The sequence below is a fragment of the Blastocatellia bacterium genome (assembly GCA_025054955.1).
In the GTDB taxonomy this organism is placed as follows: Bacteria; Acidobacteriota; Blastocatellia; order HR10; family J050; genus JANWZE01.
Map to the genome: position 1 here is coordinate 1 of JANWZE010000030.1, position 16,837 is coordinate 16,837.

Below are 16,837 nucleotides of genomic sequence, written 5' to 3' on the forward strand. Positions count from 1 at the left end.
CTCATCGTCTTGACCACCGCGCGCGTCTCAGCGACGAATTTGCTCCACACGTCGTCTACTACCTTAACGGCCAGCGGATCGGGAATCACTGAGAAATAGGTCTCCGCCGGGTTAGGAAAGCTCACCCAATCGCGCATCGGCGCGTTCAAGTCCTGTTGAACGGCGCGGGGGAAATCGTCTGCGTCCAGATGGTGTCGCTTCAAGAAAGCAATGTATTCGGTGCCGGCCATGAACGTGACTGGCCCTTGCAGTGGGTGAGCCGGTGGACCAGGCACGTAAATCATCACGGCATCGTCGGCGTGAAACTCGCGGTGAAGGCGGTCGGATTGACGCGCCGGTTTCTGATAGAGCACCTCGTTGATCACCAGTTTGTAGACCGTGCCCGTCGTATAGCGCGACCGCCGGCGCGGATCATAGCCGCCGCGCTCTTCGCGTTCGAGACGGTACTTCTCGATGTCAATGATCGGATAGGTGGCCTGCGCTGTGGCCACCACAACCAGATCGCTTTTTTTGAGCAAATCCTCGATCTGCTCCTGCCGCTTCTTGCTCTGCGCGGCGACGGAAGCGGTCAGTGCCGCGATCAACACGGTGAGCCACGCTCTCTTCATGCGCGTCCCCTCAATCTACAATTTTGCCGTGTAGTGTTCCGTGTCGTAGTATCGCTCGACATCAACCAGCTTCAATTGACCGACTGCCTCTGCCAGCGGCACCATCGAAATCTCGCATGCCGGCGCAATGCCGCGACTGCTGACCATCATATCGAATCGGCCTTCCATGACGGCTTGCACGGCCGCCGCGCCGAACAATCGCCCCATTAATCGGTCTACTGCGCTGGGCATACCCCCGCGTTGCGCGTGACCGGGAATGACGGCGCGCGATTCATAAGGCGTATTCTCGCGGATGCGTTTGGAGAGGACTTCGCCGATGCCACCCAAATGAACGTGACCAAAGGCGTCGCGTTCTTTGTCAATGGTGACGACTTCCTCGTCAACGGCTGTAGAGCCTTCGGCGACGACAACGACCGCGTAGCGGGGGTAACGCCGGTCGCGCGCGCCAAGGCGCAGCCGCGTGTCGAGCAATTCGTAGACACGTTCATAGCGGAACGGACATTCCGGGATGAGCGTCATCATTGCGCCGCCGGCCATGCCGCTCCACAAGGCCAGATGGCCAGTGTGCCGGCCCATCACTTCGACGACCTGGACCCAATGATGCGACCCAGCCGGCGTGCGAACGCGTTCGATGATGTCCACACAATTTCGTATCGCCGTATCAAAGCCCAATGAGTAGTCGGTCGCTGACAGATCATTATCAATCGTCTTGGGCACGCCCACGATCGGCGCGCCTCGCCCACACAGCGTGTGAGCAACGCCGAGCGTGTCCTCACCGCCCATCGCAATGAGCGCATCCAGGCCGAGTCGCTCAATGTTGCGCAGCACTTCATCGGAACGGTCCGTCGGCTTGCCGCCGCCCGGCGGCTTGACGCGAAACGGATTGGTCCGTGAAGAGCCGATATTGGTTCCACCGTCTCGGTCCCATCGCCTGACCATGTATGGCTCCAGCACCAACGTCTCTTCACAGTAACCATCCAGCAGACCTTGCCAGCCGTCGTAAATGCCCACGACCTGAACATTCACTTCGGCTGCCTTGTAAACGACCGCTTTGAGCGCCGGATTCAATCCGGGCGCATCGCCACCACCTGTGAGAACTCCTATTGTTCGAATCGCCATAGCCCTTCCAAAGGTGCACAGTATAAACCAAAATCCTACACAGAGACACGGTCGGCGCGGAGATTTTTCCGCCGGTCGCTTTCCCGGACCACCGACAGCTCACCGTTGAGGACGCCAAACCACCGACAGCTCACCGCTGTGGATGCTGGCCTGCGCATCGTTTGTTATACTCTGGCGCGAGCATGTCCGAACTGACTCTCCAATTTGACGCAGGAACGCTCGTGCTGGATGGAGCTGAGCAAACCAGCTCTCTGCCAACGCCGTTTCACTGGGATGAGCGTGCGCGCTGCTGGCGCGCGCCGGCAATGGCGTATCGTCAAATCATTGAAGAATTGATCCGCCAAAAAACGGCCTATTGTGATCAAGCTCGTTGCTACCAGACGTTCCAGTTCCGCGTCACGCTCGACATTGAGCCGCGCCCCTATCAAACCGAAGCAATAGCCCGCTGGCAGCAGAGCGGGCGACGGGGTGTCGTCATATTACCGACCGGCGCTGGCAAAAGTCTGGTGGCGCAGATGGCCATTGAACGCGTCGGGCGCTCAACGCTCATCGTCGTGCCAACAATTGACCTGATGAACCAGTGGTATGACTTGCTGCTTGCCACATTCCAAGCAGAAGTCGGCTTGATCGGCGGCGGCTACTTTGAACTCGGCGCGTTGACGGTCACGACGTATGCTTCAGCCTTTCGCATCATGGAGCGGATGGGCAATCAATTTGGCTTGATCATTTTCGATGAATGCCATCACTTGCCCGGCAGCGTCTACCGGTATGCTGCCGAGATGGCCATCGCGCCATTTCGACTCGGATTGACGGCGACGCCGGAGCGTTCCGATGGCGCCGATGCCTTGCTTGAGCAGTTGATCGGCCCGATTGTCTATCGGAGCACAGCCCGCGAGCTGGCCGGCGAATACTTGGCCGATTATCTGGTTGAGCGTATCCACGTGCATCTGAGCGCCCAGGAACGCGCGGCCTACGAACGCGAGCGGGCGATCTTGCACGCCTTCTTAGACCAACACGGCATCCGTTTGAGCAGCCTCCAGGGATGGCAAGCATTCGTCGGCGCCAGCGCCCGCAGCGAAGCCGGTCGCCGCGCCATGATGGCCTATCGTGAATCGAAGCGAATTGCGCTGGGCACGAACGCTAAGCTGCGGGTGCTGGCTAAGCTGTTGCAGCGGCATCGGCGAGACCGGGTGCTGATTTTCACCGCCGAAAATGAAATGGTCTATCGCATTGCCGAGCAGTTTCTGATCCCGGCGATCACTCATCAGACGCCCATTAAAGAACGTCGTCATTGGTTACACGCGTTCAACCAAGGCGACGTGCTGGCGTTGGTCACGTCGAAAGTCCTTAACGAAGGTGTGAACATCCCTGATGCCTCTGTGGCTGTCATCTTGTCAGGTTCCGGCTCATCGCGCGAACACATTCAACGACTCGGACGCATTTTGCGCAAACGTCCTGACAAGCACGCCGTCATGTATGAAGTGGTGACGGCGAACACAACAGAGGAGCGCATCAGCGAGCGCCGCAGCAGCAGTGTGTAACGCTCAGGCAACTCACCGAGCTCCTAGTCCAGCATCCATCTCTAGCGGGTTAGGCGCAGCAGCGCGTGTAACGCTCGTGCGACTCACCGACGGCTTGGAAGGGACATCTTCTCGACGGCCCATGAACGATGAGATGCCAGCGGCCTGCAAATGAGCAACGTGCGTCGCCCTCGTCGTTGGCGGTTCCATAAGAGCTTGCTTTGACAAATCGCGCAGGTCAAGCCATACTACTTGTCCACTCAGTTCCCAAGGAGGCTCCATGAAGAAATCAATTGTGTTGGCAGCGATGGTGGTTGTTGGTTTCTGGATGACCGAATCACGTCCATTGATTGGACGAAGTGCAGCGCCAAGTCAGGCGACACCGACATTCAACAAAGAGGTCATACGAATTTTGCAAAACAACTGTCAGGTATGTCATCGCCCCGGTGATATTGCGCCGTTCTCGCTGATGACCTACGAAGAAACGTGGCCGTGGGCTGAACGCATCCGCGAGGTTACCGAGTCACGCTATATGCCGCCGTGGAAACCGGCCGATGGATGTGGCGATTTTCAATTTGAGCGTAAGCTGACCCAGCAAGAGATTGACACGCTGGCACGATGGGTCGAAGTCGGCGCGCCGGAAGGCGATCCGGCAGACTTGCCGCCGCCGCTTGAATTTCCTGACCAGTGGCGGCTGGGCCAGCCTAATGTGGTGTTGGAGCTGCCAACAGACTTCATGCCTGATCCCTACGGACAGGACGTCTACCGCTGCTTCAGCTTGCCCACGCCGTTCACCCGCGATCAATGGATCAGCGCCGTTGACATTCAGCCCGGCAATCGCGCGATTGTGCATCATGTGCTGCTGTTTGTGGATCGGCGTGGACAATCCGCCGCGTTGGATGAGCAAGATGTCGGGCCAGGCTATTCCTGCTTCGGCGGACCGGGCGTCGAGCCGGCGAATGAAACTGAAGGCGTAGAATTTCTGCTCGGCGCGTGGGCACCGGGCGCGCAACCGCTCGTAGCCCCTGATCAGGTGGCCTTCAAAGTCCCAGCAGGCGCGCGCATTGTCATTCAGATGCACTATCGCCCCAACGGCCGACCGGAAAGCGACCGCACCAAAGTCGGATTGTATTTCCCCACCACGCCTATCAAGAAGCAATTTCGCACGCTTCCTATTCTCAATCGCAATTTCACCATTCCGGCCGGCGCTGAACGACATCGCGTGACCGCCACATTCCGTATCCCGTCGTTCATTGATTTCCACGGCTGGCTGATCGCGCCACACATGCATTTACTGGGCCGAGAAATCAAAGTGACCGCCAAGCCGCTCAATCGCCCGCTTCAATGCCTGATCCATATCAAAGATTGGGATTTCAACTGGCAAGACGGCTATTGGTTTGAGAAACCGGTGCCGCTGCCGAGGAATACCACGATTACTGTTGAAGCCTACTATGACAACTCGGCTAACAATCCGCTCAATCCGAATTCGCCGCCGCAGCCCGTCAGTTGGGGCGAGCGAACCGTTGACGAAATGTGTCTTGTCTTTTTGGGCTTTACGGTGGATGCCGAGCAATTAGGCCCAAATGGCGAATCGAATCTCAGTGAAGATGCCAAGCAATTTCTTAAAGCGATTGAGGAACAATCGGTGTTTTGCCGTCCACAGTGAAAGAGCATGACGCTGCGCAACGAGGCGCCCGCCAGCTTGCACATCAGCCGAGGCGCCTCGTTGCCAACGCCATTGTTGATAGGTATGGCGCGCGTTGACTCAATCGAATCAGTTAAGCACGCCGCTTAGGAAGGCTCACACACGCGAGCCAGGCCATGACCGACTCTTGATCGGTGGATTGGCATGTTGGCATGCACAGTGACCAGTGAAAAATCCGTTGATACGACCAATCAATTTGGGTACGGGCGCAGCGATGCACGCACAGCGCGCCCTTGACATTTGTCAACAGGGAGGAAGCACCTTATGCAACTGAACAAAATCGCTTCAGCGATCATCATGAGTTTGATGTGGACCGGCGTCGCCTGGGGCGCCGACAACTATGTCATTGACCCTGTGCACAGCACTGTTGGGTTTGCCGTCCGGCATTTGGTCATTAGCAACGTCAAGGGCAAGTTCAAAGAGTTCTCAGGAACGATTGCTTATGATCCGCAAGACATCACCAAATCATCTGTCACGGTGACCATCAAAGCTGCCAGCATTGATACCGGTGATAATGAGCGAGACAAGCACCTGCGCAGCGCCGATTTTCTCGCGGCTGATCAATATCCAGAGATCAAATTCGTCAGCAAACGGATTCAAAAAAAGGGCAGTGGCTATATCTGCGTGGGTGACTTGACAATTCGCGGGGTGACCAAAGAAGTCGCCATTCCGTTCAAGATCACCGGCACGATTAAAGACCCATGGGGAAATACCCGCTTAGGCGCAGAAGGCAGTTTGTCTATCAACCGTCAGCATTACGGCGTCTCGTGGAATAGGAATTTAGACGCCGGCGGGGTGGTCGTTGGCGATACAGTCAATATCGAACTGATCGTCGAGGCGATCAAGAAAAAATAGCCGGAAAAGATCACACAACCAACATCACGGACCGTGCTGAAGCGGGCAGGTCGTGGAGCCTCTCTCAGCCTTAGAAGGATTTTCACTGGCCTTTACTCGGGCAGCGCCCGCTTTGCTGGCTCATGCACGCTGGAAGTGCGCACCCCAGGGTAGATTGATTCGGAAACCGCTCTAGAGCGATTTTCACTTGGCCTAGTGGCCGTGCATCTTGCTGGGTAGTGCGCGCTGCAAGCGTGCGCTCCCAGCGTCAACCCGTTCACAAACCGATCTAAGTAGGTGGACAAAAGTTCTGGGACACGTTGGGGGGACGGGAGATTTTGGCGTACGGTGACGTGTCACCGCTTTCCGGCCAAAGCTGCGACACGTCGCGCCACCCCAAAAACGCCCCAAACTTTTGTCACATCACTTAGCATCTGCTTCAGAACCCACCACCGAGGCACGGCCAATGCCGAGGGTGACGGTTTACTGCCGGTGTTGCTCTGTGTTCTACATCTCTCGGTGGTGAAAAAGAGGCTTTGAAGAAGCCCGCAGTGAGCTCCGACCATTAGCCGAAATAGACTAACGGTCGGAGTCTATATGACTGCACCTTCGGGGCGTCAATGAACACGCTCAGGCCGGCCACTCAACGCGACGAAGGCTCGCTGCGCTTGAACACCAACGTTGATGTGTGCGTTCCTCTGGGGGTCTCGCTGGTGCGGTGAACCGTCAAGGTTTGGCCATCGGCAGATAGCTCCCATCGCTCCACTGTGGTGAATGTAAACTCACCGTCCGGAGTGCTCATCTGCCGAATTTGAGATAGTTCCAAGACCGTTTGGTTTTGTTTCCACTCGGCCTTCAACAGGACGCGGCCACGCCCATTGTGCTCAACAGTGGTAGTTGTACCGTCGAGTTTGTATGTAGCCGTCGGAAGCGCCATGCCGAACGGTCCTGGCCCGCCGCGTGGTCTGCCCGGCGGACCAGGTCGCGGCGATTGATCAACATCGGCTGGATGACGTCGCTGCGCGGGTTTCCGACCGCCTGTGAGAGTGACTTGCAATTGTTCGCCGTCTTGAGTGACGACCATCGTGTAGCCTTCCAGGCGGAGTGGCCGATCCGCAGTTTTCTCTTTGTCTAAAACCCATGTGCCGGAATAATTCGTTTGAGTAGTTGCCGCGCTGCCAATGTAGACAACGAGGGCGGGCAAGGTCACCGACAGGTAAATAAGCCATAATCGTTTCATAAGTTTGTTTCCTCCGAAAAGGTAGGCACAGATGCTTGATCAACAGATTTTCAATCGGTCAATCAGTGGGTCTGTGCTTGTTTTTCATCGTTTCTCCCGCGTCGCCACGGGCGACATGAATAACTCCTGTCAACGTTCCGAGTGTTGTTCCATCAGGCGGTTGGTCCCGCTAGGAACCGCTATGGCGATTCTGCTCAGCGGAGCCGAACCCAATGGGTGTTTAGCTCATTCTGAGACCAATATCGAACGTCGCCACATAACCTTCAACGCACTTGTTCAGATTAAGCAGCAACTGGGCCCCAGAATTGTTCTGCGTATAGATGCCATCTCGATTATTTCGTGTGTCGCGCGGGCCTTTGGTGTTATACGGAGGCTGCGCATGGACCACATCGGTGATGGCATCGTCAAAGTAGAGCTGTGAAGTAAACTCAAAGGTTCGTTGTGTGCCTGCAAACAACCGAACTTTGAAGTGAATGTGAACAGTCCGACCGCTGTACCATCCTGGATAAATGGTGATGAATTCCACGTGGCCATTTTGGTCGGTGATTTGATAACCGCGCAAGAACATCTGACCTCTGGTATCAAACGAGCGATCGCGTACGTCCGAATAAAGACCTAACGCATCGCAGTGCCAAACATCCACGTAAGCGCCCGTCAGCGGCGTGCACGCACTGCCGTCCACTCGATAGACGGTCATCGCCAGCCGCAGCGGCACGCCAGGTTTCACCATGTTGGTCATGGGGTCCGTCCGGATGTCAGAGCGCTCAAGCCGCTCATCAACGAAGAATGGCCCTTCGGTTTGCGAAGGTCGCACCACGCAGGGAATCTGGGCAGGGGTGAGAAGAGCAGCGGCATGGGCATCGTCTCCCAATCGGCCCTTGCCTGAATCGCTCAGCCCGACCAAGGCAGTGGCGCCCGCTCCCCCAATGAGGCGCAGCGTCGCCCGTCGGTTCAGCAACCGCTCAGTCTTTGAAGGCGCTACAATCCGATTGCCAGAGTGATCAGTTTGTGTCATAGCTATGCTCCTTGATGATAAATCTGCTCCTTAGTTCTAAAGATTGAGTCGGCGAAACTCGAACATCGCTCTCGCCGTCCGCGTCTATAGATGAGCAATATGGTGAGCTCAGACGTAAAGTCTGTGTAAATTGTGAAGCCCAGTGCTGGTCATGCTGTCCCTTGTTATTTTTCAACAGGCTCTCGCCCATGGCTCGATTTACCGTTTCATAACCAAGCTGGCCGCGCTTACCAAAATATGACCGTCATTTTCCCCTCTCTTATGACTTCGCCCTCCGATTCACGTTATATCTCATGCCGTCATGAATGAATGTGAATGAATGAATGAATGAATTGATAAGCCTCGGCGAACGAGTCCACAGGCTGAACGTCTGGCTATCTGCTGCTGCGGCGTTTGCCGACGCCGCAGAACGAAATTCATCCCGCACACCGTGAGACTCCATACCCAGATTGTAAAAACCCGGTAAACTTTGCCTGCCTCCGATTGAGCCAACATGCCAACAGGGCGCGTGATCATTTATAATACAAGCGATGCAACGCATACGATGGAGACCAAACCTACTAGGAATTCTGTTTGGCATCTTACTTGCCCTGCTGATCGTTTCTGGGTGGTTGGTCTATCGCTGGGTTAATCGCGTGAGCGTGGCGGATCGCCTCCAGCAGAAAGAGCTTGTGGAGACGGCGCTCCACAATGTTGATCGTGAATTTTCTGGGGCGCTTCAGGAGGCGCTCTCAATGTTTCGGCCCGTTTCTCGGCAGCGGACCATGAGCGATGTAGAGTCGGTGGTTGCCGAAGCGTATGCCCAATGGCGCAGCACGGCCGCGCATCCGCAACTGATCAAACAAATCAGCGTGGTCACCATTGAGCCAGATGATAGCCTCACCTATCGCCGCTTCGAGCTTGAAGGGCGTCAGTTCAACCCGCAACCGTGGCCTGAGCCGCTGAATGATCTTCGCCATCAGTTGCAGGAAATACAGCAGAGGCGCGTGCCGCCTCGACCGGTTCGCTCGCCTCATCCCCCGCTTATGTTTTCTCAGGACACGCCGGTGATGGTGTTTCCGCTGCTGACCGTTGCAACCGGCACGGCGCGGCCACTGACGCATCGCAATGAACGAGTGGATTCGCCAGCTTCTATCAGAGTAGCGCATCGTCACGGCTTGGGCTCGCCTCGTCAAGAGCAGTCAGGGCCGCCGGCGGCGGCAAGGCAAACTCAGCATGAACGACGGCAAGACGGTGAACGAGAACGACCGGGCGGGCCCCCACCGCCACGAGCAGGCCACCCACCGCCGGCTATTGAATTGATGGGGTGGTGCCTTGTTGAACTGGACGCCGCCTTCCTGCAACAGCAATTTCTCCCAGAGCTGGTCAAACGACATTTCAGCAGCGCCGAGCTGTCGAAGTATCGGCTGGCTGTGGTCACTGGCAATTCGCCGCGCCTGCTTTACACTTCAGACACGGCGCTGACCTCCGACGAGCTACTCTCGGTAGATGCTGCTACCATCTTGATGAAGCCGATGTCACCAGTGGCGACGAACCAGCCCGATGCACGGCGCGAAAACGAGACAGCGGCAGCCGCCAATGCGCCAGCCGATGCTTGGCAACTGGTCGCCAAGCACACGGCCGGTTCGATTGACGCGGCCGTGAACGCGACCCGGCGTCGCAATCTAGGCATCGGCTTTGGACTGCTCGGTCTTGTTGGCAGCGGCACAGCGTTGCTGATGTGGACAGCGCACCGCGCGCGGGCCTTAGCACAACGCGAAATGGAATTGGTGGCCGGCGTCTCGCACGAGCTGCGCACGCCGTTGTCGGCCATTCAGTCGGCTGGATTCAACCTGTCGAGCGGGCGCGTCAAAGATGCTGACCGCGTCCAGCAGTACGGCATGATGATTCAGACGGAAAGCCGCCGACTCTCAGGGATGATCGAGCAAATGCTGAGCTACGCCGGTATTCAATCAGGCCGTAAGCAGTACGAATTTGTCCCGACATCGGTCGCCGAGCTGATCCGTCGTCTGCTGGCCGAGTACGCACCGGTCTTTGAGGACGCTGGCTGGCACGTTGAGACGCAGATTCAGGAGCCGCTGCCGCTCATTGAGGCTGATCCGCCAGCGTTGGAAAGCGCGATTAAGAATTTGCTTGAAAATGCCCTGAAGTATGCCGCCGAAGGAAAGTGGCTTCGCTTGAGCGCCCGCGCCGTGTCAAAGGCGAATCGGCCGGAGATCGAAATCAGCGTTGAAGATCGTGGCCCGGGCATTGACCCGCAAGATAAGCCTCACCTGTTCGACCCGTTCTATCGTGGTCGAGGATTGGCTGCATCGGCCATTCCCGGCGTTGGCCTGGGGTTGAGCCTCGTGCAACGCCACGTGCAAGCGCATCGCGGGCGGCTCAGCGTCAAAACTGCGCCCGGACATGGAACCACATTCACGATCCATCTGCCGGCTCTACCGGATTCAGGTGAATGAGAACGCATCATGAATAAGACGTCACGTCGCCTGTTGCTGGTTGAAGACGAATTGGGACTGGTCATGACGTTGACCGATCTGTTGACCAGCGAAGCGTATCAGGTCGAAACGGCGCATGATGGGCAGAAAGCCCTCGACATGGCCTTGGATGGGCGATTTGATCTGATCATTCTCGATATCATGTTGCCGGGAAAAAACGGATTTGATGTATGCCGTGATTTGCGTCAGCGCGGCGTGCAAACGCCGATTCTGATGCTGACCGCGCGTGGGCAGATTGTAGACAAGGTGCTGGGATTCAAACTGGGGGCTGACGATTACCTGACCAAACCGTTTGATCCTTCGGAACTGCTGGCCCGCATCGAGGCGCTGTTGCGCCGAGCGCCGGCAGCCGATACAGCCAAGATGCCTGAGACATTTCAATTCGGGTCTGTGGTGGTGGATGTGCCTCGCACCAGCGTGCAGCGGAACGGTCAACCGGTAGAACTCTCGGCGCGCGAGTTTGAGCTTCTCTGTTATTTCATTCAACATCGCGGCCTCACGGTCTCGCGCGAGCAATTATTGCGGGACGTGTGGGGCTACGACGCGGCTGTCGTGACGCGCACGGTAGATGTTCACGTCGGCTTGCTGCGTCAAAAGCTCGAAGATGATCCCAAAAATCCTCGTCATTTCTTGACCGTGCGCGGGTTCGGCTACAAGTTCGTGGACGAAAATCCATAGCAAGACCGGTGTGACATCCGCGCGCCGTATGACGCGCCAGAGAAACGTTGTCATACCGATAGACTGGAGAAAGGCCCATGTTTGATGAGCGGCATGGAGAGCAGCAGCAGGACGCCCCAAGCGGCCGTCTCCGATTTTCTGCGCGCGTTTTATCACATCGTCATGATGATGGGTCAGCATCCAGAGGCCGCACAAGCGGTCTGTGACAACGTAGGCAGACGCGCAACGTCTGGAAGGCAGAGGTCCCAGCTCAGCTCGTGCCGGAGGCGCAAACAGCGGGTAGCCAGACGTGCAACGTCTGGAACAGCAGAGCTCCCAGCTCAGCTCGCGCCGGAGGCGCAAACAGCAGGTAGCCAGACGTGCAACGTCTGGAACAGTAGACCGAACAATCGTGGCGCGTTGGAGACGCGCCGAGATGTGCGCGCGCGTGGCCAGCGACCAGACAGCATAAACGAGCCGATGGTAGAGCGAAGTGGCGCCCCTTCAGGGCGCGAGCTTAACCAGACGTTTCACGTCTGGCTCCCCTCTGATGGGCGGCTGCTGCCGCCGCTGCTCGGAGCTCGGTCGGTTGCACCACACCTCAGCGGGCACCCACACGGCGACGAGCTACAAAGAACATGGTTTTTTCCGCAATTGGCATACCCGTGCATGGAGCCGTGCGAGACTTGCCGATTATGCTATGATTGCGCCTTGTGAAATACATTGCTTATGGAGGAGACACTCATGACTGAACAAAACGGGCATGCGTCGCCCGCGCCAGATCTTTCTGCGTTCGCTGCCATTGATTTTTCTGCTGCTGAACATCGCACGGTGATCATCATCGGCACCGGCCCAGCCGGACTGACGGCGGCGCTTTACGCAGCGCGAGCGAATTTGAACCCGCTGGTCCTGAGAGGCCCGGAGCCGGGCGGGCAATTGATCACCACGACCGAGGTGGAAAACTACCCTGGATTTCCCAACGGGATACTGGGGCCGGAGTTAATGCAGTTGTTTGAGCAACAGGCCGCGCGCTTTGGCGCTGACCTGCGCTTCGGAACGATTACGGCTGTGGACTTCTCACAGCGGCCATTCCGCTTGTTGCAAGACGGCAAGAAGCCGCTGCTGGCCGATGCCGTGATCATTGCCACCGGCGCGTCAGCCAAGTATATCGGCTTAGAAAATGAGAAACGGCTGATCGGTCGTGGCGTCTCAGCGTGTGCCACATGCGACGGCGCATTCTTCAAAGGATTGGAGCTGGCCGTCGTCGGCGGCGGAGATACGGCGATGGAAGAGTCGCTCTTCCTGACCCGATTCTCGCCCAGAGTCTACGTCATCCATCGGCGTGACCAATTGCGTGCGTCAAAGATCATGCAGGAGCGCGCGCGGGCTAACGAGAAAATCACGTTCATCTGGAACACCGTCGTTGAGGACGTATTGGGAGATACGCAGGTCGAAGGAGTGGTCTTGAGGAACGTCAAAACAGGCGACATCTCGACGCTGCCTGTGAAAGGCTTATTCGTCGCCATCGGGCACAAGCCCAACACCGATATTTTCCGCGGCTGGCTTGACATGGATGAGATCGGATATATTCGGACCCGTCCCGGCTCCACATACACCACTATCCCCGGTGTCTTCGCCTGTGGCGATGCGCAAGATCGAGTGTATCGCCAAGCCGTCACCGCGGCGGGGAGCGGCTGCATGGCTGCTATTGATGCGGAGCGATGGTTGGCCGAGCACTTGAACGCATAGTTCAAGCGTAGTTGATGGGGCGTTGATGGGGCAGCGACGCGCTGAATTTTTTCCCGTCCCACTCACCTGAACCGGCGTCTTTAATAGTGTGAGAACACAGACGGCACAGCGCACCGGTGAGAACCGGTGCACAATGGAAAATGAAGGAGGACTTATTATGAAGAACAAGATCATGATTGCCCTGAGCTCGATCCTGTTGCTCACTTCCGGCGTAGTCTATGCGGCAACGGACGTGACTCAAACGAGCGTCGTCAAGCCGGCTACCGTTCAGGATGAACATGCGCCTGGCTATGGCCCCGGTGGACGGCGTCACCGGCGCCTGGCAGCTCGCATTGCTCGCCGGTTGGACCTGACGGAGGCGCAAAAAGAACAAATCAAGGCTATCCATCAAGCGGAAAAGCAGACCATCAAACCGTTGCTCGACCAGCTTCAGGCGATTCACCGTCAACTGCGCGCTATGACCGGCAGCGAGCCGTTCAATGAAGCGCAGGTCCGCGCACTGGCCGAGCAGAAGGCGAAAGTCATCGCTGAGCTGACGGTCGCACGCGAGCGCATCAAATCAAAAGTGATGGCCGTTTTGACGCCGGAGCAACGAGCCAAACTCAACCAAATGCGCGAGCGGGCACGTGAGCGCTTCCTCAGACACCTGTCTAATTGAAGGTTCAGGTTCACCCTGCATCATCAGTGATCAGGACGAGCGACACCCGCTCGTCCTTTCTTTTTCCACAAGAGCCGAAACAGACCTGCCAGACCCGCTGACGAGACAACCCGGTTCATACATCCTTGGTGACGAGCGTGGGAGCAGAGAGAAAAATCCAAACTCCTCAGAAAAAGTGGCACGCATTCCTGCCTGTGGCGTTTTTCATCGTTTCTGGGCGTCGTCCGGACGGCATGCAGAACTTCTCTGAAAAATGCAGGCACAGATTCACTGACGAACAGACTTTTCAATCAATCAACCAGTGAATCTGGTGCTTGTTCTCTATTATCTCCGGGTATCGTTGCTAACGACAGAGACCTCTGCTCAAACAGCTCGCATCGTAGACAGGCCGTCGAGCGCTTGCTACACTACCCGCTCAATCTGATGGCGAGTAGAACCCATGATGAAGCAAGCTTTGGAAGGAATTTGCATCGTTGATCTATCGCGGCTGCTGCCCGGTCCCTATTGCTCGATGCTCTTGGCCGACCTGGGCGCTGAGGTGATTAAAGTGGAAGACCCGCATCTGGGCGACCCAACACGTTGGACACCGCCTCAGACGCACGACACCGGCATTGTATTTCTCAATCTCAATCGCAATAAGCGCAGCTTGACGCTCAATCTGAAAGACCCGCGTGGCGTCGCCATTTTTCATCGGCTCGCCGAGCGGGCTGATGTCATCCTGGAAACATTTCGGCCGGGCGTCATGGATCGTCTGGGCATCGGCTACAAGGCGATTGCGGCCATCAATCCACAGATCGTCTATTGTTCGCTCACCGGTTATGGGCAAAGCGGGCCGTACCGTGACCGGAGCGGCCACGACCTGAATTACATTAGTCTGGCCGGTATTCTGGGACTCACCACCGATCAAGAAGGCCGACCCACGATTCCGGGAACACAGATCGCTGACCTGGCCGGCGCGATGGCGGCTACGATTGCCATCCTGGCCGCTCTGCTGGCACGCCAGCGATTAGGTCATGGGCAGTACATTGACGTGGCCATGACTGACGTGGCCGTCAGCCTGCTGACTGTCGCAGCGGCCAGCGCGTTTGCCGGCCACCCGTTACCGGTCGGCGGACGCTTTGAGCTGAACGGACGATTCCCCTTCTTCAACATCTACGAGACAAGCGACGGAGGCTTTGTGTCGCTGGGCGCGCTCGAACCTAAATTCTGGCAGGAGTTCTGCCGCGTCGTTGGGCGAGCGGACTGGCTGGACAAGCAATTTGTTTCTGATCAAGAGCGCGAGCACTTGTTCGCCGAGCTGCGTCAGCTCTTCCGCTCCAAGTCGCGCCGCGAGTGGCAAGAGATTTTCGCCGACGCCGATGCTTGCTGTGAACCGGTTCTCTCACTCGATGAGGCCTTCTCGCACCCACAGGTACAACATCGTCAGATGATCGTTGACGTGCCGGAGCCGGGACGTGGCACCGTTCGACATTTAGCCTCGCCGTTGAAATTGTCCGAGACACCACCCTCAATACGAACGCCAGCGCCTCAGCTTGGTCAGCACACGCTCACGATCCTACACGAGCTCGGTTATACGGAGGCTGAATGTCAGGAATTGAAGCAGGCCGGCGTCATTTGAATTTCCGATGCCCCTGCTGTCAATGGTTAAAGCCTCTTGTGGTAGCATCAACGTGCAATTGTGAAGGTCACCACAAATGCATGATGCACCTCAGCTCGGAAAAAGGCTGAAGCCGCGGTTCAGGGGAATCTTTTCAAATGTTCGATCAAGAACATTGGCACGGCTGCAGCCGCACTATGCTGAGTGCCGGTCGGAGACGCAACTCTTACACACGTTCGATCAGGCAACTCTTACACACGTTCGATCAGAAACATTGGCACGGCCGAGCCGCCGCCAGCGCTGACATTGAGCAGGGCGGCCGCCGAAAGTCGGATGCCGCAGCCTTCAGCTCGGCGCCCATGCCAGACATAGGGATCAACATCGAAGTAACGATCCGCTAGCAGCACCTGTCCATCATGGTAGGTTGGATACGGTTCCGAGCCGATGCCGACCCGCTCCTGCACAACAAACGAACCAGCCAACGCCTCAGCCATCGCCTGTTCCCAGACGGTTTGATCGCACTCCCAACCAAGCGTCACGCCGCGACCGCCATATTCTCCATTTGGTTTAAGCACCAAGCGATCTTTGTTGCGCTGGACAAACGGTATGAGGTCAATTCTCTCTCCCCGATAGCTCGTATACCCTTGCTGGAACTTGCGCGTCCAGGGAATGTGTTCAGCAAGCGCGGCTTGCTCTTCGGCGTCGTATAGATGCGCATAGGCCGGATCACTCAACAAAACGAACGTCATCTTCTTGTAGAGCATCTGTACCTGAAACGCATTGACGACACAGACCGCTCCATCACGAGCCGCATGGAAGAGCGGATGATCCAGTCCGTATTTGTCGAGCAATTCGCCGGTCACCACGCGCTTGTACACTATGTCAATCTCCATATCACCAGCTCGCAGCTTACCATGACTGTAGCTGAGCTCATCAGGATCAACAATGACAGACTCGTAGCCTTCCGCGCGGAGATGGTCTTGATAGATCAAGAACTCGTTGTAAGTTTTGACTGTCCGCCAATCCACAATGGCAATGCGCGGCTCACGCCGTCCACCCCATTGCACGTAACTGTCCAGCAATGCGTCAAGATGAAAATCGCGGATGGGAAAGCTGGCCAGCGAATATCGCCGAGAAAATTGCTGCATGACCGGTGAGTAAAGAAACACCTCGCTCAACACATCGCCGTAAAACAGGCCACCAGGACTTTCAGCGTTGTATTCAACAAACTGGAACCGGCCATCTTCGTCGAGAAATGCGTCCAACCGTGCGCTCACATCGGGCGCAGGGAATCCGGCTGGAATCATCACGACCTGCTCTTCTAACGGCGTCAAGTCCATCTGCGCGCGCAATTGATCGTCAGCCATCAGCGCCTGATAGAGTTTGCTGATCGCCCGCAGCACAAGCTCGGTTTTCGCTTTGATCCGGTCATACACAGTCGCTTCAATGAAAAATGGCCGCAGCACGTGGCAGACCGGCCTCTCGCCAAATGAGAGACGGCGTTGCTCGGTCGCTTCGACCAACATCGCGTGCATCCGCGCCGCCATGTCACCGGCGGCCAGTAAATCGTGATAATAAGAAATTGCTTCGTTGATCATACTCCCCTACCGGAGGCGCGGAGCCGGTAACGACCGAGC

Annotated in this window: 13 protein-coding genes; 8 read left to right on the forward strand and 5 right to left on the reverse strand. The window is 56.9% G+C overall.

Annotation, left to right across the window (positions count from 1 at the left end; translation table 11 throughout):
* Positions 1 to 608: hypothetical protein (locus tag NZ823_03190; GenBank protein ID MCS6804132.1), on the reverse strand; the 608-nt coding region annotated here is incomplete at its 3' end.
* A 15-nt stretch (positions 609 to 623) separates the two neighbouring features.
* Complete coding sequence (locus NZ823_03195; GenBank protein MCS6804133.1) at positions 624 to 1,727, reverse strand: ATP-dependent 6-phosphofructokinase; 1,104 nt, start codon at positions 1,725 to 1,727, stop codon at positions 624 to 626.
* Positions 1,728 to 1,909: 182 nt separating this feature from the next.
* Between NZ823_03195 and NZ823_03200 the strand changes: the two genes are divergently transcribed.
* The 3 genes from NZ823_03200 (at position 1,910) to NZ823_03210 (ending at position 5,807) form a co-directional block, all read left to right on the forward strand.
* Complete coding sequence (locus NZ823_03200) at positions 1,910 to 3,268, forward strand: DEAD/DEAH box helicase family protein (GenBank protein ID MCS6804134.1); 1,359 nt, start codon at positions 1,910 to 1,912, stop codon at positions 3,266 to 3,268.
* Between the two features lie 259 nt (positions 3,269 to 3,527).
* Positions 3,528 to 4,913 (forward strand): ascorbate-dependent monooxygenase, encoded by a 1,386-nt coding sequence (locus NZ823_03205; GenBank protein MCS6804135.1) that lies wholly within the window; start codon positions 3,528 to 3,530, stop codon positions 4,911 to 4,913.
* Between the two features lie 303 nt (positions 4,914 to 5,216).
* Complete coding sequence (locus NZ823_03210) at positions 5,217 to 5,807, forward strand: YceI family protein (protein MCS6804136.1); 591 nt, start codon at positions 5,217 to 5,219, stop codon at positions 5,805 to 5,807.
* Between the two features lie 622 nt (positions 5,808 to 6,429).
* On the opposite strand, the gene NZ823_03215 is transcribed toward NZ823_03210, so the two are convergent.
* Together NZ823_03215 and NZ823_03220 are read right to left on the reverse strand one after the other, a co-directional pair.
* Positions 6,430 to 7,026: a hypothetical protein gene (locus NZ823_03215; protein ID MCS6804137.1), complete on the reverse strand. Its 597-nt coding sequence runs from the start codon at positions 7,024 to 7,026 to the stop codon at positions 6,430 to 6,432.
* A 220-nt stretch (positions 7,027 to 7,246) separates the two neighbouring features.
* Positions 7,247 to 8,041, reverse strand: coding sequence for an intradiol ring-cleavage dioxygenase (locus tag NZ823_03220; GenBank protein MCS6804138.1), 795 nt, complete (start codon positions 8,039 to 8,041; stop codon positions 7,247 to 7,249).
* Between the two features lie 530 nt (positions 8,042 to 8,571).
* Between NZ823_03220 and NZ823_03225 the strand changes: the two genes are divergently transcribed.
* From NZ823_03225 to NZ823_03245, 5 genes are all read left to right on the forward strand, one after another.
* Positions 8,572 to 10,500 carry a HAMP domain-containing histidine kinase gene (locus NZ823_03225; GenBank protein MCS6804139.1) on the forward strand — a complete coding sequence of 643 codons (1,929 nt, stop codon included), beginning with the start codon at positions 8,572 to 8,574 and terminating at the stop codon, positions 10,498 to 10,500.
* A gap of 9 nt (positions 10,501 to 10,509) precedes the next feature.
* Positions 10,510 to 11,217: a response regulator transcription factor gene (locus NZ823_03230; protein MCS6804140.1), complete on the forward strand. Its 708-nt coding sequence runs from the start codon at positions 10,510 to 10,512 to the stop codon at positions 11,215 to 11,217.
* A gap of 723 nt (positions 11,218 to 11,940) precedes the next feature.
* Positions 11,941 to 12,945, forward strand: coding sequence for a thioredoxin-disulfide reductase (gene trxB / locus NZ823_03235; GenBank protein ID MCS6804141.1), 1,005 nt, complete (start codon positions 11,941 to 11,943; stop codon positions 12,943 to 12,945).
* Between the two features lie 157 nt (positions 12,946 to 13,102).
* Positions 13,103 to 13,603 carry a Spy/CpxP family protein refolding chaperone gene (locus NZ823_03240; GenBank protein MCS6804142.1) on the forward strand — a complete coding sequence of 167 codons (501 nt, stop codon included), beginning with the start codon at positions 13,103 to 13,105 and terminating at the stop codon, positions 13,601 to 13,603.
* A 439-nt stretch (positions 13,604 to 14,042) separates the two neighbouring features.
* The gene (locus tag NZ823_03245) at positions 14,043 to 15,221 is read left to right on the forward strand and encodes a CoA transferase (protein ID MCS6804143.1); all 1,179 of its coding nucleotides are present in this window, start codon (positions 14,043 to 14,045) and stop codon (positions 15,219 to 15,221) included.
* Positions 15,222 to 15,451: 230 nt separating this feature from the next.
* Here NZ823_03245 and NZ823_03250 read toward each other — a convergent pair whose 3' ends face one another.
* Positions 15,452 to 16,798, reverse strand: coding sequence for a hypothetical protein (locus NZ823_03250; GenBank protein MCS6804144.1), 1,347 nt, complete (start codon positions 16,796 to 16,798; stop codon positions 15,452 to 15,454).
* Positions 16,799 to 16,837: the final 39 nt, after the last annotated feature.